The following is a 23,786-nucleotide window of genomic DNA, read 5'->3' as shown; positions in this document are numbered from 1 at the left end:
TCGCCCGGCTCCACGCGAATCGATTCCGGTCCGCGCCCGGCCGGTCCGGAACGACGTGAGACGAAGGTTTATCGAGCGGGCCTGCGGAGTCGCGGTCGTGTCGAGAGCCGTCCCGCTGGTGTTCGGGCTGTTCGCCTCGCTGGCGATGCTGCTGGTCGTCGTCTCCGTGGCGACCCGCGGGGCCGTCGACGCGAGCCTCGCGGCCGTGGTGATGTGGGTCGGCGCCCTCGTCGCGGTCGGCCTCGGCTTCGTGCTGCTGGTCGCCGCGACGCGCTGAGAACGCGTATCGCGGTCCGCCTCGTCGCTCCGCACGCCCTACCGCGGCGCGGCGACCGCCCGCACGCCGCGGAGGCCGAGTATCTGGTGGTTCCAGCCGTCGCCGACCGTCAGCAGGAAGGTCCCGTCTTCGGTGACCGCGTAGGCGCCGGCCTCGCCACGGTCCAGCGCCGCGACGTCGCCCGAGACCGGCAGATCGACCGCGCGCCACTCGCCGTCGGACGCGTCGTCCGCCGAGGCTCGCGAGCTACCGGCAGACGACGTCTGCCGTCGTTCGGGCTCGCTTCGTTCGCCCTCACCCCCGGTTCGCTCACCGCCGCCCTCGCGGGCGAACAGGCCGTCCTCGCCCGCGGCGTGCGCTTCGGGGAGCGTCGGGCGGTCGTCGTCAACGGTGGTCGGTTCCGCCGCGGCGACCGCGCGGAACGCGCCGTCGCGCTCGCTCAGCCAGCCGTTGCCGAGCCGGAACAGGCCCTCGCCGGTCGCGGCCAGCGGGACGCCGGCGGCGGTCACGTCCCGGGCGTCGTCGAGGCCGACGCGGGTCAGGCCGTCGTCCGCGGCGCGGTAGACGCCGGACTCCGCGGCGAGGAAGTCGCCGTCGATTGCCCGCACGCCGGCCAGTTCGCCGAGGGCGGTCCAGTCGCCGGACTCGGACCCGTCGGCCGTCTCGCCGCCCGTCGCTCGCCGGACGACCGTCCCGTCGTCGCGGGCGACCACCAGTCGGCCGTCCGGGGCGAAGCCGACCGCCGCGGCCGGGCCGAGGTCGAGGGCCTCGAACGTCGTCGCCGCAGTGCTTTCGCCGTCGGCGTCGTCCCCGGCACCGACCAGCACGTCCTCGTCGGTCGCGACAGCGAGCCGGCCGTCCCGGCCCGCGGCGTCGCGGGCCGTACACCGGCGGGCGAGGCCGAACTCGCCCACGAGGTCGTCGGAGGTGTCCACGCGGGCGACGCCGAACTCGCCGGCGACGTACACCGGCGTCGGCCCCTCGCTGGCGCCGTACACCCGCTTCTCGTCGATGCTGATGCCCATGTCCGAAGGAGGGTCGCCCGGGAGTGAAAACGTTCGGATTGGACGTGCGACCGCGAGCTCGGGTGGGCCGACTGAGAACCTCTGGCTCGCGCCGGCACGCTCCGGAATAACTTTTGCCCGGGAATCCTGACCCTGAGGCATGAAAGTGTTCGGGTCGAGTGGTACTCGGGGGGTCGCCAACGAGGAGCTGACCCCGGAGTTCGCGCTCAAGGTCGCGAAGGCCGCGGGGACGGCCTGGCGGGCCGATCGGGTCGGGGTCGCCAGGGACACCCGCGCCACGGGCGGGATGCTCGCGGACGCCGCCGCCAGCGGGCTGGCCAGCGTCGGCGCGGACGTCGACCGGCTCGGTATCGTTCCCACGCCGGGCGCGCAGGCGTACGCCGAGCGCGAGGGGATTCCGGTCGTGATGATAACCGCCTCGCACAATCCGCCGGAGTACAACGGCGTCAAACTGGTCGGCGACGACGGCGTGGAGCTCACCGTCGAGGCGCTCGAGCGCATCGAGCAGAAGTTCCTCGCCGAGAAGTTCGAGTCGGTGTCGTGGAGCCGGACCGGCGAGAGCCGGCGCGTCGAGGGCGTGCGCCGGGCGTACGTCGACGAGCTGCTCGCGGCGGTCGACCGCGAGACCATCGCGGACGCCGACCTCACGGTCGCGCTCGACCCGGGCCACGGCGCGGGCGCGCTCACCAGCCCCGAGTTCTTCCGGCGGCTCGGCTGCCGGGTCGTCACCGCCAACAGCCAGGCCGACGGCCACTTCCCCGGCCGGGACCCCGAGCCCGTCCCGGAGAACCTCGGCGACCTCGGCCGGCTCGTGGGGGCCAGCGACGCCGACGTCGGTATCGCCCACGACGGCGACGCCGACCGGGCCATCTTCTACGACGAGACCGGCGAGTACGTCGAGGGCGACGCCACCCTGGCGGCGCTGGCGGCCGCCGAACTCGAACCCGGCGACGCGGTCGTCTCGGCGGTCAACGTCTCCCAGCGGCTGGTCGACGTGGCCGACGACCGCGACGCCTACCTCGAACTCACGCCCATCGGATCGACCAACATCATCACCCGCATCCGGGAGCTCCGGCGCCAGGACCGGCCGGTCCCGGTCGCGGGCGAGGGCAACGGCGGCATCTTCTTCCCCGGCTACCGGCTGGCCCGCGACGGCGCCTACACCGCCGCGAAGTTCCTCGAGCTCCTGGCCGACCGGCCGGCCAGCGAGGTGGTCGCGCCCTACGACGGCTACCACAACGTCCGGATCAACATCGGGTTCGACGACGACGCCGAGCGCGAGGCCATCCTGGCCGCGGCCGAGCGCGAGGCCACCGACTCGGACGCCGACACCACGACCCTCGACGGCTACCGCATCGACTACGGCGACGCCTGGGTGCTGGCACGGCCAAGCGGCACCGAGCCGATGGTCCGCATCTACGCCGAGGCCCGCGACGCAGACCGCGCCGAGGAGCTCGCCGAGGAGCTCGAGGGCCAGCTGCTGGCGGCGAAGGCCGACGCGTAGGGCGATTGCGCCGGGTAGCGAGCGGCTTGACGCTGTTCGAATCCCGCTTTTTCTCGGAGAAATCTATTTACCCGGAGCGGATGAATGTCGATTAATGGATAGGAAAGCCGTCTACCTCGGGTCCCTCTGCCAGGCCGTCGTCTTCGCGGTCGTCTTCCCGCTCTTCTCGCTGCTCCCCTCGACCGCCTCGTTCGTCGCCGGCGGACTGGTCGCGGGCTGGAACAGCGACTCCTACGAGAACGAGTTCGTCGACGGCGCCGCGTCGGCGGTCCTCGGGGTGTTGCTCTCGCTGCTGGTCCTCATCTGCTACAACTGGATCGTCCTGCCCACGAACGTGCTCCGGTACAAGATCGACTACGCCCTCCTCACCGCCCTCCAGGTCGGCGGCCTCGTCGTCGTGAGCATCCCGATCGCCGGGGTGGTGGGCTGTTTCACGGGCCACGTCGCCGCACGGCTCCGCGACGCCTACGGACGGCCGGCCCCCTGAGCGCGTCGCGGCCAGACTCGCGCTCCCCGTCGCTACCGCTCGGGGTACTCCGCCAGCGCCTCCTCGAGTCGCCGCTTTCGCTCCCGGAGGACGTCGAGTTCGTCCTCGACGGCCCCGCTGGCCACCTTCTCGCGCTCGGCCGCCGAGAGCTCGGTCCGGGCCTCGGCCACGGTCCGGAGGTGCTCGAACCGCTCCTCGTCGCGGACGACCGACTGGACCTCGCGGAGCGCCGCCACCACGTCCTCGGGCGCGAACCGGGCGACGACCGACACCAGTTCGTCGACTCGCCACCGGAGCTCCGACGCGGGCTGGGGCGGCCACGCCAGTTGCAGGGGCTCGGCGTCCAGCCGTTCGAGGTACGTCTCGTTTGTCGCCACGGCGCGCTTGAGCGCGGCCGGGTCGTCGACGTAGTGGTCGAGCTTGGAGTTCGAGTAGCGGGCGTACTCCAGCAGGTCGGGGACCGGCTCGGTGCCGGTGTCGCTCGACTCGACGAACCGCCGGAGGCTCTCGGGCGGGTCGCGGAACCCGACCAGCGAGTAGTCGCGGGTCGCGGCCAGGAAGTCCAGCAGTTCGCGGGCGCTGGCGTCGGCCTTGAACGCGGCGAACGCCTCGCTCACGGCGTCGTTGTACGTCTCGACGGGGTCGCGGATCTCCTCGACCGGCGCGTCGAGGTCGGCCGCGTCGAGTTCGACCAGCCGCTCGCGGTCGTCGATCTCCTCCCTGACGTCGGCGAGCGCGCGCCCGACGTCGCGCCGGACCTCGCGGTACTCGGCCAGCGCCTCGCGGCGCTCGTCGAGCAGGCCGGCGATGTCGCTCGCGGCTTCGAGGCGGTCTCGGGCGGCCGCGAAGTCGGCCTCGCTCAGCCGGCGCTTGTCGAACCGGTCGTTCGCGGCCTCGAAGGCGTCGCGCTCGGGCAGGTCGTCGGACAGGTCCTCGACGAGCGTGCCGAACTGCTCCTGGAACTGGATGAAGTTCTTGAAGTTCTCGCGGCCGGTGCCGGTGGCCTGGCCCTCGTAGCGGTCGAGCAGGCGGGTCGCCTCGTCGTAGGCGTCGGCGAGCGCTTCGACGGTCCCCTCGCCGTACTCGGCGATGCGGTCGTCGATTTCGCGGTAGGCGGCGTCGGCGTCGGCGAGCGCCGCGGGCAGGTCGGTCTCGGTCGCGGGCTGTTGGTCGCTCATCGTGTTTGGTGGGTAGCGTCGAGTTACTCGTAGACGTCCTCGGGGTCGAAGGCCTTCTCGCCGACGACCTCGCCGTCGAGCGTCCGGTAGAAGCACGACTCGTAGCCGGTGTGGCACGCGCCGCCCTCCTGGTCGACCAGGTAGAGCAGCGCGTCGCCGTCGCAGTCGACCCGGACCTCCCGGACGCGCTGGACGTGGCCGCTGGTCGCCCCCTTCTGCCACAGCTCCTCGCGGCTCCGGGAGTAGTAGTGGGCCAGGCCCGTCTCGCGGGTCCGCTCGACGGCCTCGGCCGTGACGTACGCGAGCATCAGCACCTCGCCGGTGTCGGCGTCCTGCGCGACGGCGGGGATGCGGCCGGTCTCGCCGAAGTCGAGGTCGACGGTCTCGGCCTCGCCGGCGGCGGTGTCGTCGGCCGCCTCGGCGTCGTCCTCGGCGTCGTCCTCGCCGGCTGACTCGGCCTCGGGGCTGGGGGCGTCGCTCATTTCGTAGTTGTTCGGCGTTCCCGGCGATATGTTTTGTGTGTCGGAGAGGACGGGGCGTCGTCCCGCGAGGGGTCGGGGGCGTCGTCTCTCGAGGGGACGAGCGCATCGTCCTGACGGGAGAGGTCGGCGCGTGTAGGTTCGTTCAACGGACTCGGCTATGCGGAGTACAGGATACATGTACGACGACGCCGTGATTCGGACCCATGTCACGGGTGGGGAGGGTACTCGGCGTCGTGCTGGTGGCGTCGCTCGTCGCGGGGGTGGCGGTCGCGCCGGCGCTCGCCCAGGAGGCGGGAGAATCGGGCGAAGAGGGTGAAGAAGGCGGTATCGAAGGCGCGTTGGAGGGGTTCGTCGAGAGCCAGGGTCTGGTCGGGGCGGTGCTCGTCCTCCTGGGCGGTGCGGCCCTGATGACGTTCTGCGTCGAGAAGCTCATCAGCTACCTCACGCGGGCCGCGTTCGGCCTGCAGATGTCGCTGTTCGCGCTCGCGATCGTCTTCACGGGGTTCGAGTTCGACGACACGGTGCTGGCGCTCGTCCTCTCGTCGGGCGGCCTCGAGGGGGCCGCGCTCGGGACGGCGCTGGGGACCGGGCTCGCCATCGTCGGCATCACGCTCGCGCTCGCCGCGATCGTCGAGCCGTTCCCGGTGGACCTGCCGACCGACTACGTCGCGCTCTTCGCGCTCGGGCCGCTGCTGCTGGTCCCGTTCGTCCTCACGCGGACGCTGACGCTCGTCCACGGCGTCCTGCTGGTCGGGTCGTTCGTCCTGATGTTCGGCTACTTCCTCGTCCGGGAGTACCGGCGCGAGACCCCCGTCTTCCGGAACACCGAGCTCGGCGAGTCGATACAGGCGGACGGCGGAACCGCCGTCCCAGCCTCGCTCTCCGACATCCCGGAGGACCGCCTGATCGCCGGGCGGTCCGGGTCCGGATTCGTGTGGGTCGGACTCGCCGTCCTCTCGCTGGTCGGCATCGTCCTGGCGTCGATGCTGCTCGAGGCCGGGTCGGGGGTCGTCGTCGAGGGGTTCGGCATCGACGAGACCGTCTTCGGCGCGACCGTGCTGACCGCCATCCTGACCTTCGAGGACCTGCTGCTCACGCTCGAACCGGTTCGGCGGGGCGTCCCCGAGATCGGCGTCGGCAACGTCATCGGGAGCGTGCTCTTCTCGGTGACCGGCAACGTCGGCGTCATCATGCTGCTGAGCGAGGTCACCGTCTCGTCGTCGGTGCTGACGTTCCACCTGCCGGCGGTCGTCGTCGTGACCGCGCTCGCGGCGTACTTCTTCCACCAGGGTCGGCTGAAGCGGTGGCACGGCTACCTGCTCGGCGGCCTCTACGTCGCCTACTGGGTGGTCGCGCTGGTCGTCTTCGGCGGCGTGCCGCTGGGCGGCTGAGGAGACGGGACTTTCCACGGTCACTCCGCGTCGGCGTCGATGTCGGCCCGGCCGCTCGTCGCGCTCCGGATGCGGTCGCGGACCGCGGCAGCGTGGTCGACCGGCGCCCGGACCGCGAACGCGACGCGTTCGGCGTAGTCGGCGTCGAACTCGACGCCGTCCTCGCCGCCCGCGCTCTCCAGAATCCCCCGGACCGTCCCCGAGTCGTCGTAGTCGACCGCGACGTCGAACCGCTCGCGGGGCCGCCGCTCGACGACGCCGGCGTCGTCCAGGGCCGCCTTGACCGCCCGGGAGTAGGCCCGCGCCAGGCCGCCCACGCCGAGGTTCGTCCCGCCGTAGTACCGGGTCACGACCGCGACGACGTTCTCGACGCTCTCGCGCTGGAGGACGTTGAGTGCGGGCTTGCCCGCCGACCCGGAGGGCTCGCCGTCGTCGTCGCCGTACTCCCGGAGCAGGCCGGCGCCGGAGTCGCGGCTCCGCGACCGGTCGCCGGACGCCTGTGACCGGCCGCCCGACTCCCGGACCCGGTAGGCCGGCACGTTGTGGGTCGCGTCGGCGTGCTCGCTTCGGACATCGGCGACGAACGCCTCGGCGGCCTCGCGGTCGGCCGCGGGCCCGAGGTGGCCGACGAACTCCGAGCCGCGGATCTCGAAGGCGGCCCGGCCGCGGCCCGCCGGCGTCCGGAAGGCGTCCGCATCGTCGTCCCGGTCGGCGTCCTCACCCATCGGTCTCGTGCCGGGATTCGGGCTCGTCGGCCTTCCCTCCGTCGGTCGTCCGCTCGTCGGCGGTCGGGTCCGCGTCCGGGGCGTCGGTCGCGGGGCTCTCGACTATCGAGGACGGGTCGGTGCCGAGCGACTCGGCGGTCAGCACCTCGCCGGTGACCGCGTCGCCGTGGACCAGCGCCGGGAGCACGATGCGGGCGAGGTGGACGCCGACCACGACCAGCAGCGGGCCGAGGAACAGCCCGTACCAGCCGAACAGCATCGTGCCGCCGATGTAGGCGAAGATCATCAGCCCGCCGTGGATGTTCCGACCGGCGATGTAGGGCCGCAGGACCGCGACCGGCAGGAGGTCGAGCAGGACGAAGCAGGCGAGGAAGAACGCCGCCGGGAACCAGAGCGGTCCGGGGCCGGTGGCGGCCAGATAGGCGAGGTACAGTCCGACCGGGACGTAGACTATCTTCCCGACCACGAGGGGCACGAGCGTCGCCAGCCCCGTCAGCAGCGCGAGCAGCGTCGGGACGGGCACGCCGATGGTCGACGGCGAGAACACGTCGAGGCCGTTGTACACGAGCAGACCCAGCACGATGACCGCGAACACCGTCAGGACGTTGCCGACGTACACCGTGTGGAGGTCCTCGTCGACGGACACCGCGTAGGCGTAGGCCGCCGACCCCTCGGGGGCGAACTGGTCGGTGAACCACGCCGCGATGCGGTCGTCCTCGCGCAGCAGCGTGAACGCCAGCAGGAACGAGAGCACGAGGTGGGCCAGGCCGCCGGTCAGGGCGCCCAGGACCCCGACGGCCGTCGAGAACGCCTCGCCCATCCCGCCGGCTCCGGACCCGGAACCGAGCACGCCGGTGGCGTTCGTGATCGCCCCCGTCGCCTCCTCGGGCGACTCCGAAATCTCGCCGCGAAACACCGCCGGGTAGGTCCCGGTCAACTGGCTCAACTGGTCGAGGCCGACGAGGACGGTGTACCCGACCAGCGCGAACACCGGGACGAGCACGATGAGGAGGGTGAGGTCGGCGGCGTGGTCCGACGTGAACTCGGTCCGGAGCCGGCGGTAGAGCGGGCGCGTCCCGTAGTAGATGAACACGCCGAGCACCACGGTCCCGACGAACGCCCAGAGGGTGAACGCGAACACGGCCGCGACCAGCAGGGTGAAGCCCCACCACGCGAGGCGCTCGCGCTCGTCCGGCAGTCCGACCATATCCTCGTATTGACACTGGCGGGGTAAAGTCCCGCGGGCCGAGCCGCGCGAGACGGGTCGTCAGGCCGGCACGATGCGGTGGAGGCCGCCGCCGTCCTCGCCGTTCGCGAGGACGTAGAGTTCGCCGTCGGCGTCGCGGCCGAACGAGTAGACGCGACCGACCTTCCCGGCGTCGTCGCCGGCCACCTCCACGACGCTGATGGGCCAGAGCCCCTCGTCGGCGGGCGTCGCGGCCAACAGTTGCCCCTCGGCCGCCAAATCGGCGAAGACGTACGCGCCGGTCAGGCCCGGCAGCGCCGACCCCCGGTAGGCGTTGCCGCCGATGACCGATTCGCCGGTGACCCCGTCTCCCGAGTGGGGGTACTCGACGACGGGGTCGACCAGCAGTTCGCCGCCCCGGACGTCGTCGGGCGTGCTGTCCGGGCACTCGTCGGCCGAGAAGCAGTGGGCGCCCTCCCGGACGTTCCAGCCGTAGTTGCCGCCGCGCTCGACCAGGTTCACCTCCTCGTAGGCGCTCTGGCCCACGTCGGCCACCAGGAGGCGCCCGCGGTCGAACGCCATCCGCCAGGGGTTCCGGAAGCCCCAGGCGTAGTGCTCGGGCAGTCCCGCGCCGCCGCCCGCGAACGGGTTGTCGTCGGGAACGGCGTAGTTGCGGTCCCCGGAAGGCTCGCCGTCGGCGGTTCCACCGCCTCCCGTCCGAGTCGCCTCCGGCGACTCGCTGTCCACGTCGATGCGCAGGACGCTCCCGAGCAGGTTCTCGGTGACGTCCTGCCCGTTGCCGCCGTCGACCTCGTCGTACCAGTCGCCGACGTGGCCGGTGCCCTGGTCGCCGCCCCCGCCGCCGTCGCCGACGCCGACGTAGAGGTACCCCTCCGGACCGAAGACGATGGACCCGGCGTTGTGGTTGGACTGGGGCTCCGGAATCTCCAGGATCGTCCGCTCGGAGTCGGGGCGGACCGCCGTGCCGTCGTCGGTCGCTTCGAACTCCGCGAGCACGAACGTGTGGCTGTAGCCGTCGGGCGTCCCCTCCCGCGGCGGGGCGCTGTACCGGACGAACGTCCGGCGGTTCTGGGCGAACTCCGGGTGGAGCGCGAGGCCGAGCAGCCCCATCTCGTACCCGGTGACGACCGTCTCGCGCAGGTCGAGGAACGGCTCGTCGCGCAGCCCGTCGGGATCGTGGACGAACACCCGACCCGGCTGGTCGGCGACGTACCGCCGGTCGGCGTCGGGCGCGAACGCCACGTCGAGCGGGACTTCGAACCCCGTCGCCAGCGTCTCGAGCCCGACCGCGTCGGGGAGCTGCGGGCCCGCAGCGGTCGTCTCGGTCGCCCCCGGTTCGGACGGAGCGCCGGAGTCGGTCGTCTCGGTCCGGTCTTCCGGCGCTCCGTCAGAGCCCGCACACCCGGCCAGCCCCATCGCACCGGTCGCGGCCGCCGCCGCGAGGAAGCGTCGTCGCTCCGAATCGAAATCCATGAGAGTCGGCTAGACGGCCAGACGGAAATAGCTGCGCGCCGGCCCCGACCGGCCGGAGCGGCGACGGTCGCGTCCTGCGCCCCGCGTCACTCCTCGCCGGACGCCAGGTCGGTCTGGCCCAGCGGGACCGCGGTCAGCCCGCCCTTCTCGGCGCCGGTGAAGTAGTACAGCACAACGCCGGCCTCGGTGTCGACCCAGCGGTAGATGGTGTTCTTCGCCGCGGCGCCGGGCTCGTCGACGTCGATGTTCTCGACGACCTCCCAGCCGTGTTCGTTCTCCGAGGACCCCTCGGGGCCAGACAGTCCCATACCTCCGACCGAGCAACCATCGCAACATAAATCTGTTCCGTCGCGGACCCGAAACCGAGGGGTCGGCGGGCGACCTATTCGCCCGATGGCGGCGGCACTGCGGGCGAAGCGATCAGTTCGCGGGCGTCACTCCCCGCCGAACCGGAACGTCCGACGCCGGACGTAACCGCAGCTCGGACAGAGGTGGCGGTACTGGACGCGGTCGCCCGCGGTCGCGGCGAGCCACCGCCCGTCGGCGTCGTCGTAGCCGCACTTCGGACAGACCAGATCCTCGTCCTCGTAGCGCGATCGGAGCCGCTCGAAGGGAGACAGGCCGCCGGTTGTACTGCGGTCGGGCATATCGTGTGATACGGTATCAAACAACATAATAGTTCGCTAGGGTTGCCTGAATGGCCCGATGCCGGCGGGACTCGACGGGAGTTCTCCGCTCGCTACCGACGGAGCCGGGAACGCCGGGACCGCCTCACGAATCGAGATCGATCCTCGCGTCCGCGAAGACGGCGCGGCCGGTGCGGGAGACCTCGACGCCGTCGAACCGGTCGTCGTCGGTCATCGCCTCGCGCACCGGGTCGGTCTCCGCCGCCGATTCGGAGCCGAACGGGAGAACGAAGCGGGCGTAGACGGCCGCGTCCCCGACGAACCACGCCTTGCCGACGCCGACGCCGCCCTCGAACAGGAGCGCGTCGGGATTCGGCTCCGACGCGCCCGCGCGACGCGAGACCGCCCCGACGGCGGGCTGGCCGACCCCCTCGACCAGTCGCCCGAAGTCGGCGTCGGTCTCGTGACGTCGCGGCGCCTCGCCGCGTCTCGCGTCCGCGATGCGCCGCAGGAACCCCTCCGGGGCTTCGGCCCGCACGTGGACGACGCCGCCCTCGCCGACGCCGGTCGCTCGGGGCGGCGACCCCCGTCGGAAGACCCGAAATCCGCGGTACGTCCCGCTCCGGTCGAAGTCGCTCTCGGCGAGCGTCTCGCCGACGGCCTCGGGGTCGAACGAGCCCCGGACCACGTCCGCCCGGGGCGACGGGTCGGCGTAGTCGGCCGCCCCGTCGAGTCTGACGACGTCTTCCACGTCCTCGACCCCGATACCGAAGTCGTCCCAGCGCTTCCGCAGGCGGTCGAGTCGGCCCGCGACGAGCCACCGCCGGAGGTCCCGGTCGGCCTCGATGCGGGGTGCCCCCCGCAGGTCCGCGACCGACTCGTACCGGACGGTGTAGCCGTCCACCGATTCGAGCCCGTCGGTGCCGGGGAGCCACCGGCGATAGGTGGGGTCCCCGGCGTCCGGGACCGTCACCGAGTTCTCGGACGACAGCAGGGGGACCCGCTCGAGACAGCCTGCCGTGCCGACGACGCCGGCCGCCGCGACGCCGCGTCGGAGGAGGGTTCGGCGATTCATGCGTCCGTTGATACGTCGGTTCCGTCGAGCGTGTTATATTCCTTTCGGGCGGAAAAGGGGCGGAAGAGTGGCCACGAACGGCCGAACGGGCCGTGACGAGGGGTAGAACGTCCGCCGGTCGAGCGCCGGACCGCCTCGGGCCGCTCGGCTCGACGCAGTCGGGGCGGTCCATCGGGGCGCGGGAACACCGGCCAGGAAGGAGCGCGGACTCAGCGGTTCAGCGTGTGGATGGCGTGGCCCAGCGCGTTCTCGGCGGCCTCCATCACGGCCTCCGAGAGCGTCGGGTGGGTGTGGATGGTGGCCGCGACGTCCTCCAGGGTCGCGCCCATCTCGATGGCGAGGCCGAGCTCCGCGACGAGTTCGGAGGCCTCCGGGCCGACGATCTGGGCGCCCAGCAGGAAGCCGCTGGGCTCGTCGGCGACGACCCGGACGAAGCCGTCGGCGTGGCCCGTGGTGAGCGCCCGGCCCGAGGCGTTGAACGGGAACTTGCCGACTACCGGCTCGAAGCCGTCCGCCTCGGCCTCCTCCTCAGTCAGGCCCACCGTGCCGATTTCGGGGTCGGTGAAGACGGCGGCGGGGACCGCCTGGTAGTCCAGCGCCGCGGGCTCGCCCGCGATGACCTCCGCGGCGACCTGGCCCTCCTTGCTGGCCTTGTGGGCGAGCATGGGTTCGCCGGCCACGTCGCCGATGGCGTAGATGTGCTCGACCTCTGTGCGCGCGCGGTCGTCGGTCGGGATGAAGCCGTTCTCGTCGGTCTCGACGCCGGCGTTGTCGAGTTCGAGGGTGTCGGTGACGGGCTCGCGGCCGACCGCCACGAGGACCTTCTCGGCGCCGAACTCCGAGACGTCGCCGCTCACGGCTTCGCCGTTCGCGCTGTCCGAGGCGCTTTGCGCCTCGCGGTCCACGCTCTCGGTCCGGACGGTGATGCCGTCGCCCGACTCCTCCCAGTCGCTGGCGGCCTCGCCGAAGTGGAAGTCGATGCCGAGCTCCTCGGCCTTCTTCTTGACCGGGCGGGCGAGGTCGTCCTCGTAGCCCGGCAGCACGGAGTCGAGCATCTCGACGACGGTGACGTCGGTGCCGAGCTTGGCGAACACGCCCGCCAGCTCCATCCCGATGTAGCCCGCGCCGACGATGACGAGGCTCTCGGGAATCTCGTCGAGCGCGAGCGCCTGCCGGGAGTCGAGCACCGGCTCGTCGCCGAAGTCGAAGCCGGGCACCTCGATGGGCCGACTTCCAGTCGAAACGATGGCCTGCTCGAACTCGACGGTCTCCGAGCCCTGGCCCTCGCCGCCGTGGACCACGCGGGCCTTCTTCTCGTCGGCGAACTCCGCGCGGCCCTCCATCAGCTCGACGCCGTTGGCCTTGCAGAGCTTCTCGACGCCCCCGGTGAGCTGGTCGACCACGCCGTCCTTCCAGCCGACCATCTCGCCCATCTCGACCTCGGGGTCGGCGTAGATGCCCATCTCCTCGGCGTGGCCCGCCTCGTGGGCGAGGTCCGACGCGGTGATCATCGCCTTCGAGGGGATGCAGCCGTAGTTGAGGCAGGTCCCGCCGTAGGCGTCCTTCTCGACCAGCGTCACGTCGAGGTCGAGCTGGCCCGCGCGGATGGCGGCGACGTAGCCGCCCGGTCCCGCGCCGATTACGAGCACGTCCGTCCCGGTCGAGATGTCTCCGACGACCATATGGTCAGTACGTCGGGCTTGCGGGTGAAAAATCAGGTGGATTTTGCGGCGAGCTCCGCGTGGTAACGTGTCACTCGTGCTCGACGAGTTTCACTCGAACTCCGCGTACACCGCGTCGGCCAGCTTGTTCTTGTGGAGTTCGTTCGGCCCGCCGGCGATGGTCAGCAGCCGGGCGTCCCGGAGGTAGCGCTCGACGTGGTGCTCGGTGGTGTACCCCTTGCCGCCGTGGAGCTGCATCGCGTCGTTGGCGTTCTCGACCGCGGCCTCGGTCGCGCGGACCTTCGCCATCGCCATCTCGCGGGTCGGGTCCGCGCCCCGGTCGGCCCGGTCGGCGGCCCGGAGGGTCAGCAGTCGGGCGGCGTCGGCGCGCTCGGCCATCTTCGCGACGTCCCACCGGACGCCCTGGAAGTCGCCGACGGGCTGGTCGAACTGCTCGCGGTCGCTGGTGTACGCGACGGTGTCTTCGAGCGCGGCCCGGGCGATGCCGACCCCGCGGGCCGGGACGTTCACGCCGGTGTGGACCTCGCCGCGCTGGACGTACCCTTCGCCCTCCTCGCCGACCATGTTCTCGTCGGGCACGCGGACCGCGTCGAGGCTGACCCGCGGCGACTTCACGTTGCGCGCGCCCAGCGTCTCCCAGACCTCCTCGACCTCGAACTCCTCGGTCGGGACGAGGAACGCGCTGATGTTGTGGGGCGCGTCGGCGTCGGGACCGGTCTTCGCGTAGGTGAGGACGACGTCGGCGCGCTCGAAGTTGGTGACCCACTGCTTGTGGCCGTCGACGACCCACTCGTCGCCTTGCCTTTCAGCAGAGGTCTCCATCTCCAGCTTGTTCGCGCCGGCGTTCGCCTCGCTGAGGCCGAGCGCGCCCACGGTGTCGTAGCTCGCCATCTCCGGGAGGTATCGCTCCTTCTGGGCCTCGGTGCCGAACCGCTCGATGACGGTCGCGACGCCGAGGTTGAGCGCGAACGCGCTGGCGACGGTCATCATCCCCGCCGCGAGCTCCTCGGTGAGGACCGCGAGTTCGACCAGCCCCTCGCCGCGGCCGCCGTACGCCTCGGGGAGCGTGATGCCGGCGTAGCCGCGGTCGCCGAGTTCGGACAGCGCGTCGCCGGGGTACTCCTCGTCGCGGTCGAGTTCGATGGCGCGCGGGCGGATTTCGGCGTCGACGAACTCGCGGACGTCCGCCTGGAGCGCTCGCTGGGACGGGGTGAGCTCGAAGTCCATACGAGACCCCACGCGGGAGGGCGACTTATTAGTTAGCCTACCGATAGAAACCGAGCTTCGCGTGACGGTGCGGAAACGGAGCGGGAGGAGAGGGGAAAACGGAGCGTGTACCGGAATCCGGCCTCAGTAGCCGAACTCGTCGCGGACGAGCACGACGGTCGTCCGGCCCTCGTCGTTCTCGTACCGGTAGATGAGCTGCTTGGCGACCGCGCTGCCCGCGCCGTACACCTCCTGGGCCCGGGCGTCCTCGAGCGGGTAGGCGACGTTCTCGACGCGGTCGAGCGCGGCGTCGAGGTCCGCGACCACCTTGTTGGTCCCGCTGACCAGCAGCAGGTTCCCGGCCGCGAAGGGGTACGCGCCGACCCGACTGCCCGAGGCGTCGGCCGCGACGAGTTCGCCCGACTGCGCGATGGCGTTGACGCCGCCCAGGAAGTAGTCGGCGGTCTGGGCCTCGCGGCGCGCCCGGGCGCGCTCGGCGTCGTCGTCGATGGCGAAGATCTCGGCGTGGAGGTTCTCCCAGTCGTGGTCGCCCTCGCTCAGGTACTCGGTGAAGCCGATCTCCTCCAGCGTGGTGGAGTGGCCGTTCATCACCGACGCGTCCGCCGGAATCCGGGATTTGACCTCGGCGAGCGCGTCCTCGGCGGTGTCGACCACGACGACCTCGAAGCCGCGGTCCTCGAGGTTCGAGACGGTCTCCTCGAGTTCGGCGTCGGTCGGGAGGTCGTCGAGCGATTCGTCGTATTCGACGTCGGCGGCGAAGGCTGCTTTGTCGTGTTGCATGGGTGTCGGTCGCGGCGCGTCGGCGGCTCGGACGTGAGACGGGACCGGCGCGCGCCGCGTCTCGTCCGGGTGTATTCGCGGCGCCCCCATAAGCGCTCGCGGACGCCGACGTCGCCCGACGGCGTCGGTGTCGGCGGGTGACGCGGGCGTCACCGTCGTGTCGCGCGGCAGAGACGTCGGCCCGGCTACGCCACCCGCTCGACCTCGTAGCCGGCGTCCCTGACCCGCTCGATGATGTTCTCGGCGTGGCCGCGGCCGCTGGTCACGACCTGGAACACGAGGTAGGCCTCGCCGACGCGCAGGTCGTCGACCGCGCGGTCGTGGCGGACCGTCCGGATGTTCGCGCCGGTGTCGGCGATGATGCCCGACAGCGTCGTCATCTCGCCGGGCTGGTCGTCGATGCGGACCCGGAGCCGGAGCAGCTGGCTCCGCTCGGTCAGCGCCTGGGTGAGCACGGTCTGGAGCATCGAGATGTCGATGTTGCCGCCCGACAGCACCGGGACGACCGTCTCGCCCGCCGCGTCGAGGTCGTCGGAGAGCACCGCGGCCACGGAGGAAGCGCCCGCCGCCTCGACCAGCTGCTTGGCCCGCTCCAGCAGCAGCAGCTCCGCGCGGGCGATCTCGTCGTCGGAGACGGTCACCACCTCGTCGACGTGCGCGTCGATGAGCCCGAGCGTCAGCTCCGAGACGCTCCCCGTCGCGATGCCGTCGGCGATGGTCTCCGGGGAGTCGATTGTCGTCGGCAGTCCCTTCTCCAGGCTATCGGGCACCGTGGCGGCCCGCTCGGCCTGGACGCCGACGACCCGGACGTCGGGGTCGAGTTCGGCCAGCGCGGCGCCGATGCCGCCGACGAGCCCGCCCCCGCCGATGGGGACGACCACGGTGTCGACCTCCGGTAGCTGTTCGTGGATCTCGATCCCGATGGTGCCCTGGCCCGCGACGATGGCCGGGTCGTCGTAGGCGTGGACGAACTCGGTGCCCGCGGCCTCGGTCAGCGACTCGGCGTACTCCATCGCGGCCCGGAAGTCCTCGCCGCGCAGCTCGACGTCCGCGCCGTACTCGCGGGTGGCCTCGACCTTCGCCTGGGGCGCGTTCTCGGGCATCACGATGGTCGAGTCGATGCCGACGTTCGTCGCGGCCAGCGCGACGCCCTGGGCGTGGTTGCCCGCGCTCGCGGCCACGACCCGGTCGACGTCGCCGCGCCCGTCGAGCTGCCGGAGCTTGTTGAACGCACCCCGGGTCTTGAACGACCCCGTGCGCTGGAGGTGCTCCATCTTGAGGTGGACCTCGGCGCCGGTCAGTTCGCTCAGCGACCGACTCCGGTCGATGCCGGTCTCCTGGACCACCGCGTCGTCGAACGCCGCCCGGGCGGCCTCGACGTCGCGGAGCGTGACTTCGGCCATATTTGCCAGTAAGCGAGGAGGTGTATAGTAGTTTATCAGCGAGACGGCTCTCACAGGTCGGTATCGACGCTCCAGACGCACCAACCGTCGCGTCTCCCGTCGCCGAGGTCGCGTTCATCGTCGTCGCAGGGGCGTAACTCGACGAGCGCATCGATTTCGGCCACTCCGGCGACGTCGAGACTCGCTTCGACGCTTGCTTTAGTCGGGCTTTCCTCGACGATCGCCGTTTCAGTGACCGCTATGGGAATTGCTCCCAGAACGAGGGTAGCGAGGACATCGGTCAGGATCAGCGAGAAAATCATCGCAGCGTCACCGGCGCCCTCCAGCGGTCCCTCGGGATGGATCAGGTCGTCCGCCTCGTCGAACTCGCCGTCACCGAATCGCTCGAGGAACGTCGTCGCCACCGCTTCTGGGGGCTCTCGTCCCATACGGACGCGATTCTTCCGTCAGAGTAAGTTGGTTTCGGAAGCTGTCGCCCGTAACCTCCGCCATCCTACCGACCCTGATTCCGCTGGAGCCACCTCCCGGACAGCACCGGTCCACGGCAGAGCGTCGGACGGTCAGTCGGCAACACGTACGCACCGCGCAAAATCCCGTTAGCGACCGGATGGGTCGACGGTCCAAGCGAACCGGAGGGTTCGTCACGGTCCCCGCGAAAGAGTCCGCCCGATCCTACTCCAGCAGCAGGAGTTCGGGGTTCTCGACGTACTCGATGAACGTGTTGGCGAACGCCGCGGCGTCGGCGCCGTCCACGATGCGGTGGTCGATGGTCAGCGAGATAGGCAGGGTGTGCTTCGCCACGACCTCCCCGTCCTCGACGACCGGGCGCTGTTCGAGCTTGCCGATGCCGAGGATGGCCGCCTCGGGGTAGTTGAGGATGGGCGTGGCGTACTCGCCGCCGACGGCGCCGAAGTTGGTGACGCTGAACGTCGAGCCCTGGAGCTCGTCCCGGGAGATCGAGCGGTCGCGGGCCTTCTGGACGACCTCGTTGACCTCGCTGGAGATCTGGAGCAGGCCCTTTCTGTCGACGTCCTCCACGACCGGCACCATCAGGCCGGCGTCGGTCGCGGCCGCCACGCCGACGTTGTAGTAGTTCTTCCGGAGGATCTCGCCGGCCTCCTCGTCGAGTTCGGCGTTCAGCTTGGGGTGCTGCTTGAGCGCGGCCACGGCCGCCTTCATCACGAACGGCATGTAGGTCAGCCGGATGCCCCGCTCCTCGGCCTCGGGCTTGAGCCGCTCGCGGGTGTCGACCAGGTCGTCGACGACCGCGGTGTCGTGGTGGGTGACGTGGGGCGCGGTGTACTTCGACCGCGACATCGCGTCGCCGATGGTCTTGCGCACGCCCCTGTACTCGATGCGCTCGACCCGCTCGCCCTCGGTCGTTCCGGCGGCGGCCTCGGCCTGCTCGCGCTGGGCCTGCCGCTGGGCCTCGGCGTACTCCATCACGGCCTCGCTGGTGACGAACGCCTGGCCGTCGCGCTGCTCGGACGCGGGCACCGCGTTCAGGTCGACGCCCTGCTCCTCGGCGACGCGCCGGGTCGCGGGCGCGGCCAGCGTCCGGTCGCGGTCGGCCGACTCGACGCTGGACGGCGCGCCCCCGGCCGGTGCAGTTCCGCCGGTCGAGCCCGCGCCTTCGCCGGGCGCCGACCCGTCACCCACGCCGACCGCGTCGGTGGACGCGGGACCGCCGGTGCTCCCCGACCCGTCCATCGGCTCGGGGCCGCCGGCGTCCTCGTCGGGTTCCTCGGTGCCGCCGGAATCCGCCGCCCGTTGCACGTCGGACTCGGTCACGCGGCCGCTCGGGCCCGACCCCTCGACCGCCGCGAGGTCGACGCCGAGTTCGCGGGCGAGCCGGCGCGCGCTCGGCGCGGCGAACACCCGGCCCTCGCTCGTCGAGACCTCGCCGGCCTCGGCCCCGCTGTCGCCCGAAACCTCGGGCTCCTGGGCGGTCTCGGCCTGCGACTCGGGCTGCCGGTCGGACCCGGCCGATTCGGTCGTCGACTCGTCGGTCGGTTCTGCTTCCTCCCCCTCCACGTCGAACGTGATGATGACCGACCCGACCGCGACGACCTCACCCTCCTCGGGGATTATCTCGCGGACCGTGCCGTCGACCGGCGAGGGCACCTCGACGATGGCCTTGTCGGTCTCGACCTCGGCGACCGCCTGGTCCTCGGAGACCGGGTCGCCCTCCTCGACCAGCCAGCTGACGATCTCGCCCTCGGCGACGCCCTCGCCGACGTCGGGGAGCTTAAACTCTCTGACCATGTTAGAAGTCCACCGCGTCGCGGATGCCTTCCTTGATGCGGGCCGGTTCGGGCAGGTAGTAGTCCTCGAGCGCGTACAGCGGGAACGGGGTGTCGAACCCGGTGATGCGCTCGACCGGCGACTCCTGGTAGAGCAGCGCCTCCTCCTGGATGATGGAGGTGATCTCGGCGCCGAGGCCGCCGGACTTCGGCGCCTCGTGGACGACCGCCGCCCGGCCGGTCTTCTTGAACGACTCGACGATGGCGTCCTCGTCGAGCGGCGAGACGGTCCGGAGGTCGACGACCTCGACGTCGATCTCGCCCTCGAGGTCCTCGGCGGCCTCGACGGTCGGTCGGGTCATCGCGCCCCAGGTGAACACCGAGATGTCCGACCCTTCCTTCCGCACGGCGGCCTCGCCGATGGGGACCTCGTAGGACTCGGTCGGCACGTCGCCGCGGAACGCCCGGTAGATGAGCTTCGGCTCGAGGAACATCACGGGGTCGGGGTCCCGGATGGCCGACGTGAGCAGCCCCTTGGTGTCGTACGGGGTGCTGGGGATGACGACCTTCAGGCCCGGCTGGTGGGCGAAGAACGCCTCCGTGGACTCGGAGTGGTGCTCGGGGGCGCGGATGCCGCCGCCGTAGGGCGCCCGGATGACCATCGGGCAGGTGAACCGGCCGCGGCTCCGGGTGCGGAGCCGGGCGGCGTGGCTCACGATCTGGTCGAAGCCGGGGTAGATGAACCCCATGAACTGGATCTCGGGCACCGGCTTCAGCCCGTAGGCCGCCATTCCGATGGCGGTTCCGATGATGCCCGACTCGGCCAGCGGGGTGTCGATGACCCGGTCGTCGCCGAACTCGTCGAACAGGCCCTCGGTCGCGCGGAACACGCCGCCGTTCCGGCCGACGTCCTCGCCCATCACGAGCACGTCGTCGTCCCGCTGCATCTCGGTGTACAGTCCGTCTCGAACCGCCTGCACCAGCGTGAGGTTCTCGGTTTCTTGCTGTTGTTCTGCCTGACTCATGGTCAGTCCTCCAGAAGCGCGTCGTCGCCGTACTGCTCGCGGAGCCCCTCGAAGTCCTCGAGCTGCTCGCGGAGGTGCCGGGGCATGTCGGCGTAGACGTGGGCGAATATCTCCTCGGGGTCGGGGCGCTCGACCGACTCGGCCGCGTCGATGGCGTCGGCGACCCGCTCTTTCACCTCGTCCTCGACGGTCGCGACCGCCTCCTCGTCGAGCAGTCCCCGGTTGCGCAGGAACTTCTCCATGCGCGGGATGGGGTCCTTCTGCTTCCAGCGCTCGACCTCCTCGTCCTCGCGGTACACGGAGGGGTCGTCGGCCGTGGTGTGGGCGCCGTAGCGGTACTGGACCGCCTCGATGAGCGTCGGCCGGAGGTCGTCCTCGCCGGGGTTCTTGGCCTTCTCGACGGCGTCCTTGGTCGCCTTGTACACCGCGAGCGGGTCCATCCCGTCGACCTGCACGCCCTCGAAGCCGTACGCCTGGGCCTTCTGGGCGATGGTCGCCGAGGCGGTCTGGCGCTCGCGCGGGACCGAGATGGCCCACTGGTTGTTGTTGCAGAAGAACACCGTGGGGGTGTCGAAGACGCCGGCGAAGTTCAGCCCCTCGTGGAAGTCGCCCTCCGACGTGGCGCCGTCGCCGAAGTAGCAGAGGAACGCCTTCTGCTCGCCCTTCAGCTTCGACGCCCACGCCGCGCCGGTCGCGTGGGGGATCTGGGTCGCGATGGGCACCGCGACGGTGAAGATGTTGGCGTCGTCGGGGATGGCGTTGCCCTGCTCGTGGCCCATCCAGTACAGCAGGGTCTGCTCCAGCGACAGCCCGCGGACGAGCCCCGCGCCGTGCTCCCGGTAGCTCGGGAACATCCAGTCGTCGGCGGCCAGCGCGTGGGCGCTGCCGATCTGGGCGCCCTCCTGGCCGGCGAGCGGCGGGTAGGTGCCCATCCGCCCCTGCCGGTTGAGCGAGACCGCGCGCTCGTCGAAGTGCCGGACCAACTTCATCTCGCGGTACATGTCCAGCATCTCCTCGTCGGAGATGTCGGGCACGTCCGCGCCCTCTACCACGGTACCGTCCTCGTCGAGGACCTGTACGCGGTCCTTCGGGTCTCGGTGTACGATGCTCACGGTCGAACCCGTCCTGACATATCGACTAAATCACCCGCGCGCAATATAGGGTTTTCGTAACTAACTTTCCATAGGTACGATTCTCCCCCGGGTTCGGCACTCAAATAGCCATTTTACACCCAATCGAACATCGATTTCTAAACTTTTGTCGTGGAAAATAGGCGTTCGTCTGACGGTGTCGTTCTCAGGGCGCTCCTCGGTGAACGAATGGCAAGTATTGCGCGAACCGGTGTGGGAATCAGTAGCAGGGGTCGCCCGGCTCGGAGCGTCGTCGCCGACTCGGGTGGGTCGACTGGGTTCGCGGGGTCCGACGCGCACTTAGACGGAATCCTTTCGGGCTTTCCTGCGCGCGGTTCCACCGCTCGCTCAAACCGAGGCCCGGCGGGCCTCGCGGCGCGCCTGCTCGACGGTCTTGCCGTCCCGGAGGACGGCGTCGACGAACAGTTCGCCCGCCTTGTACGACGACCGGACCATCGGCCCGCTGGCGCAGTAGAGGAAGTCGAGTTCGTCCTCGGCGACCCGGCGCCAGGTCTCGAACTTCGCGGGGTGGACGTAGCTCGACACGTCGAGGTGGTCCCGCGACGGCTGGAGGTACTGGCCGAGCGTGACGATGTCGACGTCGGCCTCCCGGAGGTCCGAGAGGGTCTGGTACACCTCGTGGTCGTACTCGCCGACCCCGAGCATGAGGCTGGTCTTGGTGTAGATGTCCGACTCCCGCTCGACCTGCTCGAGCACCCCGAGGCTCTGCTCGTAGCCCGCACGCGGGTCCCGGACCGGCTGCTGGAGTCGCTCGACGGTCTCGACGTTGTGAGCGATGACGTCCGGTTCGGCCTCGATGATCTCGCGGATCAGGTCCTCGTCGCCCCGGAAGTCCGGAATCAGCACCTCGACGAGGATCGAGGGGTCGCGCCGCTTGATCTCCCGGATGGTCTCGGCGAAGTGGGCCGCGCCTTGGCCCTCCAGGTCGTCGCGGTCGACCGACGTCAGCACCACGTAGTCGAGGCCGATTTCGGCGACGGCGCTGGCCACGTTCGCGGGCTCGTCGGGGTCGAGCGGCTGGCCGCCGCCGGTGTCGACGTCGCAGAAGCCGCAGTTGCGGGTGCACTGGTCGCCCAGCAGCATGAACGTCGCGGTGCCCCCGGAGTCGGAGTTGCGCCCGGACCAGCACTCCCCGAGGTTGGGGCAGTTGGCCTCCTCGCAGACGGTGTTGAGGTCGTGGTCGCGCAGGGTCCGCTTGATGCCCGTGAACTCCCGGCCGGACGGCGGTTGCATCTTCAGCCAATCGGGTTTCCGGCGGCGACTCATTGGCTCTGTATTGGATGCGGGTGGTGAAAAGGGTGGGGTATCCGGGTCGCGGCGGGCGTTCGGCCGGGGTGCCCCGGCGAAAACCCCCGTAACGATACCATTCGCCGCCGCCGGACCTCCCGTTCCGTCCGCCGGCTGGCGTCACGACTCCGCGAAACGGACCGGAACCGAGGCCCAGCGGCCGTCCGCCGCTATAAGGCCACAATAACAAAGCACGTCAAACGCCTATCTCACACTATGAAGACCAACGGCTTGGACTGGTTCGCCATCCTGCTCGTCGCCGTCGGGGCGATAACGTGGGGTATCCTCGGCGTCACGGGGCTCATGGGCGACCCCGTGAACGTCGTCGAGATGTTCCTCGCGCCGATCTTCAGGGAGGGTCCGGGCGAGACCGTCGAGTACCTCATCTACGCCCTCGTCGGCGTCGCGGGCGTCTACCTGCTGTACATCGCCTACAAGATGGGCCGCGCGAGCCGTCGGGCCAAGCGCGAGCGTCGCCAGCGCGACGCCACGACCCGGACCGAGACGACGACCGACTACACCGACACGGACACCGAGAACACCAACACCGAGACGTAGGCGGTTCGACTGGAGACGTTTCTCTCGATTGGATTGGGAGAATGACTACCGAGACGGCGGCGCGAACGGGAAGAGGCGAGTGGAGCTAGCTACCGCCGTCACCTCTGAATTACCGCACGGCACCGCGACCGCGGGCCTCACACCTCCCCAGCCTCGGCGGCCGCCTGAACGCGGCCGCCTCCCTCGCGTGCATGGGCGCGCCACGAGGGCGCGCCAGCACGCGCCGAGTCGGTTTTCCACCGAATTCGGACACGAACTTCACCGAGAGCGCAACTAGGACTGGCTACCCGTCGCCCTGGCCGTACCCCTCGAACTTCTCGGCCACGGCGGCCATCTCCTCGTGACTCAGCTCGACCGGGTCGCCGAACGCCTTGGCCTGGCAGTAGATGCGGGCGGTGTACTCGACGTTGACGGCGGTCTCGAGCGCGTCGTCGGCATCGTCGCCGGTCGCGAGCAGGCCGTGGTTGGCGAGCAGGCACGCCTCGGCGTCGGCCGACTCCATCGCCTCGACCGCGTTCGCGGCGAGTTCGGCGGTCCCATAGGTAGCGTAGTCGGCGACCGGCACCGTGGTGCCCGCGAGCGCGAGCATGTAGTGGACCGGCGGAATCGGCTCGTGGAGAATCGCCAGCGTCGAGGCCCACGGCGAGTGGGTGTGGACGATGGCGCCCGCGTCGAACTCCCGGTACACCGAGCCGTGCATCGGGGTCTCGCTCGACGGGGCCGACTCGCCGGCGACCCGCTCGCCGTCGAGCGAGACGACGGGGACGTCGGGGGCGTCGATGCGGTCGTAGGCCACGCCGGTCGGCGTGACCGCGAATCGGTCGTCGCGGCGCACGCTCAGGTTCCCGGTCCGACCGGGTGTGAGCGACGCGAGGTCCGGTGCGCGGGTGGCGACCGCGCGGCGTTCCGCTCCGAGCATGTCCGCATCGAGGAGGGGTAGCTATTTATTACACCGGGTCGGAGTTCCCGCAATCGCGCTA

Annotated in this window: 24 protein-coding genes; 5 read left to right on the top strand and 19 right to left on the bottom strand. The window is 70.7% G+C overall.

Annotated elements, in window-relative coordinates; all coding sequences use genetic code 11:
• Positions 1 to 97: 97 nt before the first annotated feature.
• On the top strand, positions 98 to 277 hold the full coding sequence (locus tag DVR07_RS16495) for a hypothetical protein (protein WP_115798420.1): 180 nt from the start codon (positions 98 to 100) through the stop codon (positions 275 to 277).
• Between the two features lie 38 nt (positions 278 to 315).
• Here the strand turns inward: DVR07_RS16495 and DVR07_RS16490 are convergent, their stop codons facing one another.
• Positions 316 to 1,302, bottom strand: a complete 987-nt coding sequence (locus tag DVR07_RS16490; protein ID WP_115798419.1) for an HVO_0234 family beta-propeller protein — start codon at positions 1,300 to 1,302, stop codon at positions 316 to 318.
• Positions 1,303 to 1,441: 139 nt separating this feature from the next.
• Here DVR07_RS16490 and glmM point away from each other — a divergent pair, with 139 nt between their 5' ends.
• Positions 1,442 to 2,806 (top strand): phosphoglucosamine mutase, encoded by a 1,365-nt coding sequence (glmM, locus tag DVR07_RS16485; protein ID WP_115798418.1) that lies wholly within the window; start codon positions 1,442 to 1,444, stop codon positions 2,804 to 2,806.
• A gap of 94 nt (positions 2,807 to 2,900) precedes the next feature.
• A complete protein-coding gene (locus DVR07_RS16480; RefSeq protein ID WP_115798417.1) occupies positions 2,901 to 3,293 on the top strand; it encodes a DUF5518 domain-containing protein in 393 nt (130 codons plus the stop codon).
• Positions 3,294 to 3,325: 32 nt separating this feature from the next.
• Here the strand turns inward: DVR07_RS16480 and DVR07_RS16475 are convergent, their stop codons facing one another.
• Together DVR07_RS16475 and hisI are read right to left on the bottom strand one after the other, a co-directional pair.
• Positions 3,326 to 4,471, bottom strand: coding sequence for a DUF7118 family protein (locus DVR07_RS16475; protein WP_115798416.1), 1,146 nt, complete (start codon positions 4,469 to 4,471; stop codon positions 3,326 to 3,328).
• Positions 4,472 to 4,494: 23 nt separating this feature from the next.
• Entirely contained in the window at positions 4,495 to 4,953 is a 459-nt protein-coding gene (gene hisI / locus DVR07_RS16470) for a phosphoribosyl-AMP cyclohydrolase (protein ID WP_115798415.1), read from the bottom strand.
• Positions 4,954 to 5,156: 203 nt separating this feature from the next.
• On the opposite strand from hisI, the gene DVR07_RS16465 reads away from it, so the two are divergent.
• Positions 5,157 to 6,344, top strand: a complete 1,188-nt coding sequence (locus DVR07_RS16465) for a sodium:calcium antiporter (protein ID WP_115798414.1) — start codon at positions 5,157 to 5,159, stop codon at positions 6,342 to 6,344.
• A gap of 20 nt (positions 6,345 to 6,364) precedes the next feature.
• On the opposite strand, the gene DVR07_RS16460 is transcribed toward DVR07_RS16465, so the two are convergent.
• The 15 genes from DVR07_RS16460 to lipA form a co-directional block, all read right to left on the bottom strand.
• Positions 6,365 to 7,069: an IMPACT family protein gene (locus DVR07_RS16460; RefSeq protein ID WP_115798413.1), complete on the bottom strand. Its 705-nt coding sequence runs from the start codon at positions 7,067 to 7,069 to the stop codon at positions 6,365 to 6,367.
• Positions 7,062 to 8,276, bottom strand: coding sequence for an AI-2E family transporter (locus DVR07_RS16455; protein ID WP_115798412.1), 1,215 nt, complete (start codon positions 8,274 to 8,276; stop codon positions 7,062 to 7,064). Before DVR07_RS16455 ends, DVR07_RS16460 begins: the two co-directional genes overlap by 8 nt.
• A gap of 60 nt (positions 8,277 to 8,336) precedes the next feature.
• Complete coding sequence (locus DVR07_RS16450) at positions 8,337 to 9,749, bottom strand: PQQ-dependent sugar dehydrogenase (RefSeq protein ID WP_115798411.1); 1,413 nt, start codon at positions 9,747 to 9,749, stop codon at positions 8,337 to 8,339.
• A gap of 86 nt (positions 9,750 to 9,835) precedes the next feature.
• Positions 9,836 to 10,057, bottom strand: coding sequence for a hypothetical protein (locus tag DVR07_RS16445; RefSeq protein ID WP_115798410.1), 222 nt, complete (start codon positions 10,055 to 10,057; stop codon positions 9,836 to 9,838).
• Between the two features lie 126 nt (positions 10,058 to 10,183).
• Complete coding sequence (locus tag DVR07_RS16440; RefSeq protein WP_115798409.1) at positions 10,184 to 10,396, bottom strand: HVO_0649 family zinc finger protein; 213 nt, start codon at positions 10,394 to 10,396, stop codon at positions 10,184 to 10,186.
• A gap of 124 nt (positions 10,397 to 10,520) precedes the next feature.
• Positions 10,521 to 11,450: a hypothetical protein gene (locus tag DVR07_RS16435; RefSeq protein ID WP_115798408.1), complete on the bottom strand. Its 930-nt coding sequence runs from the start codon at positions 11,448 to 11,450 to the stop codon at positions 10,521 to 10,523.
• A 209-nt stretch (positions 11,451 to 11,659) separates the two neighbouring features.
• On the bottom strand, positions 11,660 to 13,132 hold the full coding sequence (gene lpdA / locus DVR07_RS16430) for a dihydrolipoyl dehydrogenase (protein ID WP_115798407.1): 1,473 nt from the start codon (positions 13,130 to 13,132) through the stop codon (positions 11,660 to 11,662).
• Between the two features lie 90 nt (positions 13,133 to 13,222).
• Positions 13,223 to 14,359 (bottom strand): acyl-CoA dehydrogenase family protein, encoded by a 1,137-nt coding sequence (locus tag DVR07_RS16425; RefSeq protein ID WP_115798406.1) that lies wholly within the window; start codon positions 14,357 to 14,359, stop codon positions 13,223 to 13,225.
• Between the two features lie 123 nt (positions 14,360 to 14,482).
• Complete coding sequence (locus tag DVR07_RS16420) at positions 14,483 to 15,139, bottom strand: lactate utilization protein (RefSeq protein WP_115798405.1); 657 nt, start codon at positions 15,137 to 15,139, stop codon at positions 14,483 to 14,485.
• 185 nt (positions 15,140 to 15,324) lie between these two features.
• Positions 15,325 to 16,542, bottom strand: coding sequence for a threonine ammonia-lyase (ilvA, locus tag DVR07_RS16415; protein ID WP_115798404.1), 1,218 nt, complete (start codon positions 16,540 to 16,542; stop codon positions 15,325 to 15,327).
• Between the two features lie 50 nt (positions 16,543 to 16,592).
• Positions 16,593 to 16,970, bottom strand: coding sequence for a hypothetical protein (locus DVR07_RS16410; RefSeq protein WP_115798403.1), 378 nt, complete (start codon positions 16,968 to 16,970; stop codon positions 16,593 to 16,595).
• A 244-nt stretch (positions 16,971 to 17,214) separates the two neighbouring features.
• A complete protein-coding gene (locus DVR07_RS16405) occupies positions 17,215 to 18,807 on the bottom strand; it encodes a 2-oxo acid dehydrogenase subunit E2 (RefSeq protein ID WP_115798402.1) in 1,593 nt (530 codons plus the stop codon).
• A gap of 1 nt (position 18,808) precedes the next feature.
• Complete coding sequence (locus DVR07_RS16400; protein WP_115798401.1) at positions 18,809 to 19,810, bottom strand: alpha-ketoacid dehydrogenase subunit beta; 1,002 nt, start codon at positions 19,808 to 19,810, stop codon at positions 18,809 to 18,811.
• Positions 19,811 to 19,812: 2 nt separating this feature from the next.
• A complete protein-coding gene (gene pdhA / locus DVR07_RS16395) occupies positions 19,813 to 20,922 on the bottom strand; it encodes a pyruvate dehydrogenase (acetyl-transferring) E1 component subunit alpha (protein WP_115798400.1) in 1,110 nt (369 codons plus the stop codon).
• 366 nt (positions 20,923 to 21,288) lie between these two features.
• A complete protein-coding gene (gene lipA, locus DVR07_RS16390) occupies positions 21,289 to 22,227 on the bottom strand; it encodes a lipoyl synthase (protein WP_115798399.1) in 939 nt (312 codons plus the stop codon).
• Positions 22,228 to 22,464: 237 nt separating this feature from the next.
• Here lipA and DVR07_RS16385 point away from each other — a divergent pair, with 237 nt between their 5' ends.
• Complete coding sequence (locus tag DVR07_RS16385; protein ID WP_115798398.1) at positions 22,465 to 22,806, top strand: DUF378 domain-containing protein; 342 nt, start codon at positions 22,465 to 22,467, stop codon at positions 22,804 to 22,806.
• 283 nt (positions 22,807 to 23,089) lie between these two features.
• On the opposite strand, the gene DVR07_RS16380 is transcribed toward DVR07_RS16385, so the two are convergent.
• Positions 23,090 to 23,725: a class II aldolase/adducin family protein gene (locus tag DVR07_RS16380; protein ID WP_115798397.1), complete on the bottom strand. Its 636-nt coding sequence runs from the start codon at positions 23,723 to 23,725 to the stop codon at positions 23,090 to 23,092.
• Between the last annotated feature and the right edge of the window lie 61 nt (positions 23,726 to 23,786).

It is taken from the genome of Halorussus rarus (assembly GCF_003369835.1).
In the GTDB taxonomy this organism is placed as follows: domain Archaea; phylum Halobacteriota; class Halobacteria; order Halobacteriales; family Haladaptataceae; genus Halorussus; species Halorussus rarus.
The sequence above is the reverse complement of the archived record's forward strand: the minus strand, read 5'-3'. Positions and strand labels throughout refer to the sequence as shown.

Excerpts from the sequence above, each read along its gene's own strand:
- glmM (WP_115798418.1), top strand. The coding sequence starts at position 1,442 with ATGAAAGTGTTCGGGTCGAGTGGTACTCGGGGGGTCGCCAACGAGGAG.
- DVR07_RS16420 (WP_115798405.1), bottom strand. The coding sequence starts at position 15,139 with ATGCAACACGACAAAGCAGCCTTCGCCGCCGACGTCGAATACGACGAA.
- lipA (WP_115798399.1), bottom strand. The coding sequence starts at position 22,227 with ATGAGTCGCCGCCGGAAACCCGATTGGCTGAAGATGCAACCGCCGTCC.
- DVR07_RS16435 (WP_115798408.1), bottom strand. The coding sequence starts at position 11,450 with ATGAATCGCCGAACCCTCCTCCGACGCGGCGTCGCGGCGGCCGGCGTC.
- DVR07_RS16465 (WP_115798414.1), top strand. The coding sequence starts at position 5,157 with ATGTCACGGGTGGGGAGGGTACTCGGCGTCGTGCTGGTGGCGTCGCTC.
- DVR07_RS16385 (WP_115798398.1), top strand. The coding sequence starts at position 22,465 with ATGAAGACCAACGGCTTGGACTGGTTCGCCATCCTGCTCGTCGCCGTC.
- DVR07_RS16440 (WP_115798409.1), bottom strand. The coding sequence starts at position 10,396 with ATGCCCGACCGCAGTACAACCGGCGGCCTGTCTCCCTTCGAGCGGCTC.
- DVR07_RS16475 (WP_115798416.1), bottom strand. The coding sequence starts at position 4,471 with ATGAGCGACCAACAGCCCGCGACCGAGACCGACCTGCCCGCGGCGCTC.
- hisI (WP_115798415.1), bottom strand. The coding sequence starts at position 4,953 with ATGAGCGACGCCCCCAGCCCCGAGGCCGAGTCAGCCGGCGAGGACGAC.
- DVR07_RS16455 (WP_115798412.1), bottom strand. The coding sequence starts at position 8,276 with ATGGTCGGACTGCCGGACGAGCGCGAGCGCCTCGCGTGGTGGGGCTTC.
- DVR07_RS16490 (WP_115798419.1), bottom strand. The coding sequence starts at position 1,302 with ATGGGCATCAGCATCGACGAGAAGCGGGTGTACGGCGCCAGCGAGGGG.
- ilvA (WP_115798404.1), bottom strand. The coding sequence starts at position 16,542 with ATGGCCGAAGTCACGCTCCGCGACGTCGAGGCCGCCCGGGCGGCGTTC.
- DVR07_RS16410 (WP_115798403.1), bottom strand. The coding sequence starts at position 16,970 with ATGGGACGAGAGCCCCCAGAAGCGGTGGCGACGACGTTCCTCGAGCGA.
- DVR07_RS16405 (WP_115798402.1), bottom strand. The coding sequence starts at position 18,807 with ATGGTCAGAGAGTTTAAGCTCCCCGACGTCGGCGAGGGCGTCGCCGAG.
- DVR07_RS16425 (WP_115798406.1), bottom strand. The coding sequence starts at position 14,359 with ATGGACTTCGAGCTCACCCCGTCCCAGCGAGCGCTCCAGGCGGACGTC.
- DVR07_RS16445 (WP_115798410.1), bottom strand. The coding sequence starts at position 10,057 with ATGGGACTGTCTGGCCCCGAGGGGTCCTCGGAGAACGAACACGGCTGG.
- DVR07_RS16400 (WP_115798401.1), bottom strand. The coding sequence starts at position 19,810 with ATGAGTCAGGCAGAACAACAGCAAGAAACCGAGAACCTCACGCTGGTG.
- DVR07_RS16380 (WP_115798397.1), bottom strand. The coding sequence starts at position 23,725 with ATGCTCGGAGCGGAACGCCGCGCGGTCGCCACCCGCGCACCGGACCTC.
- DVR07_RS16460 (WP_115798413.1), bottom strand. The coding sequence starts at position 7,069 with ATGGGTGAGGACGCCGACCGGGACGACGATGCGGACGCCTTCCGGACG.
- lpdA (WP_115798407.1), bottom strand. The coding sequence starts at position 13,132 with ATGGTCGTCGGAGACATCTCGACCGGGACGGACGTGCTCGTAATCGGC.
- DVR07_RS16480 (WP_115798417.1), top strand. The coding sequence starts at position 2,901 with ATGGATAGGAAAGCCGTCTACCTCGGGTCCCTCTGCCAGGCCGTCGTC.
- DVR07_RS16450 (WP_115798411.1), bottom strand. The coding sequence starts at position 9,749 with ATGGATTTCGATTCGGAGCGACGACGCTTCCTCGCGGCGGCGGCCGCG.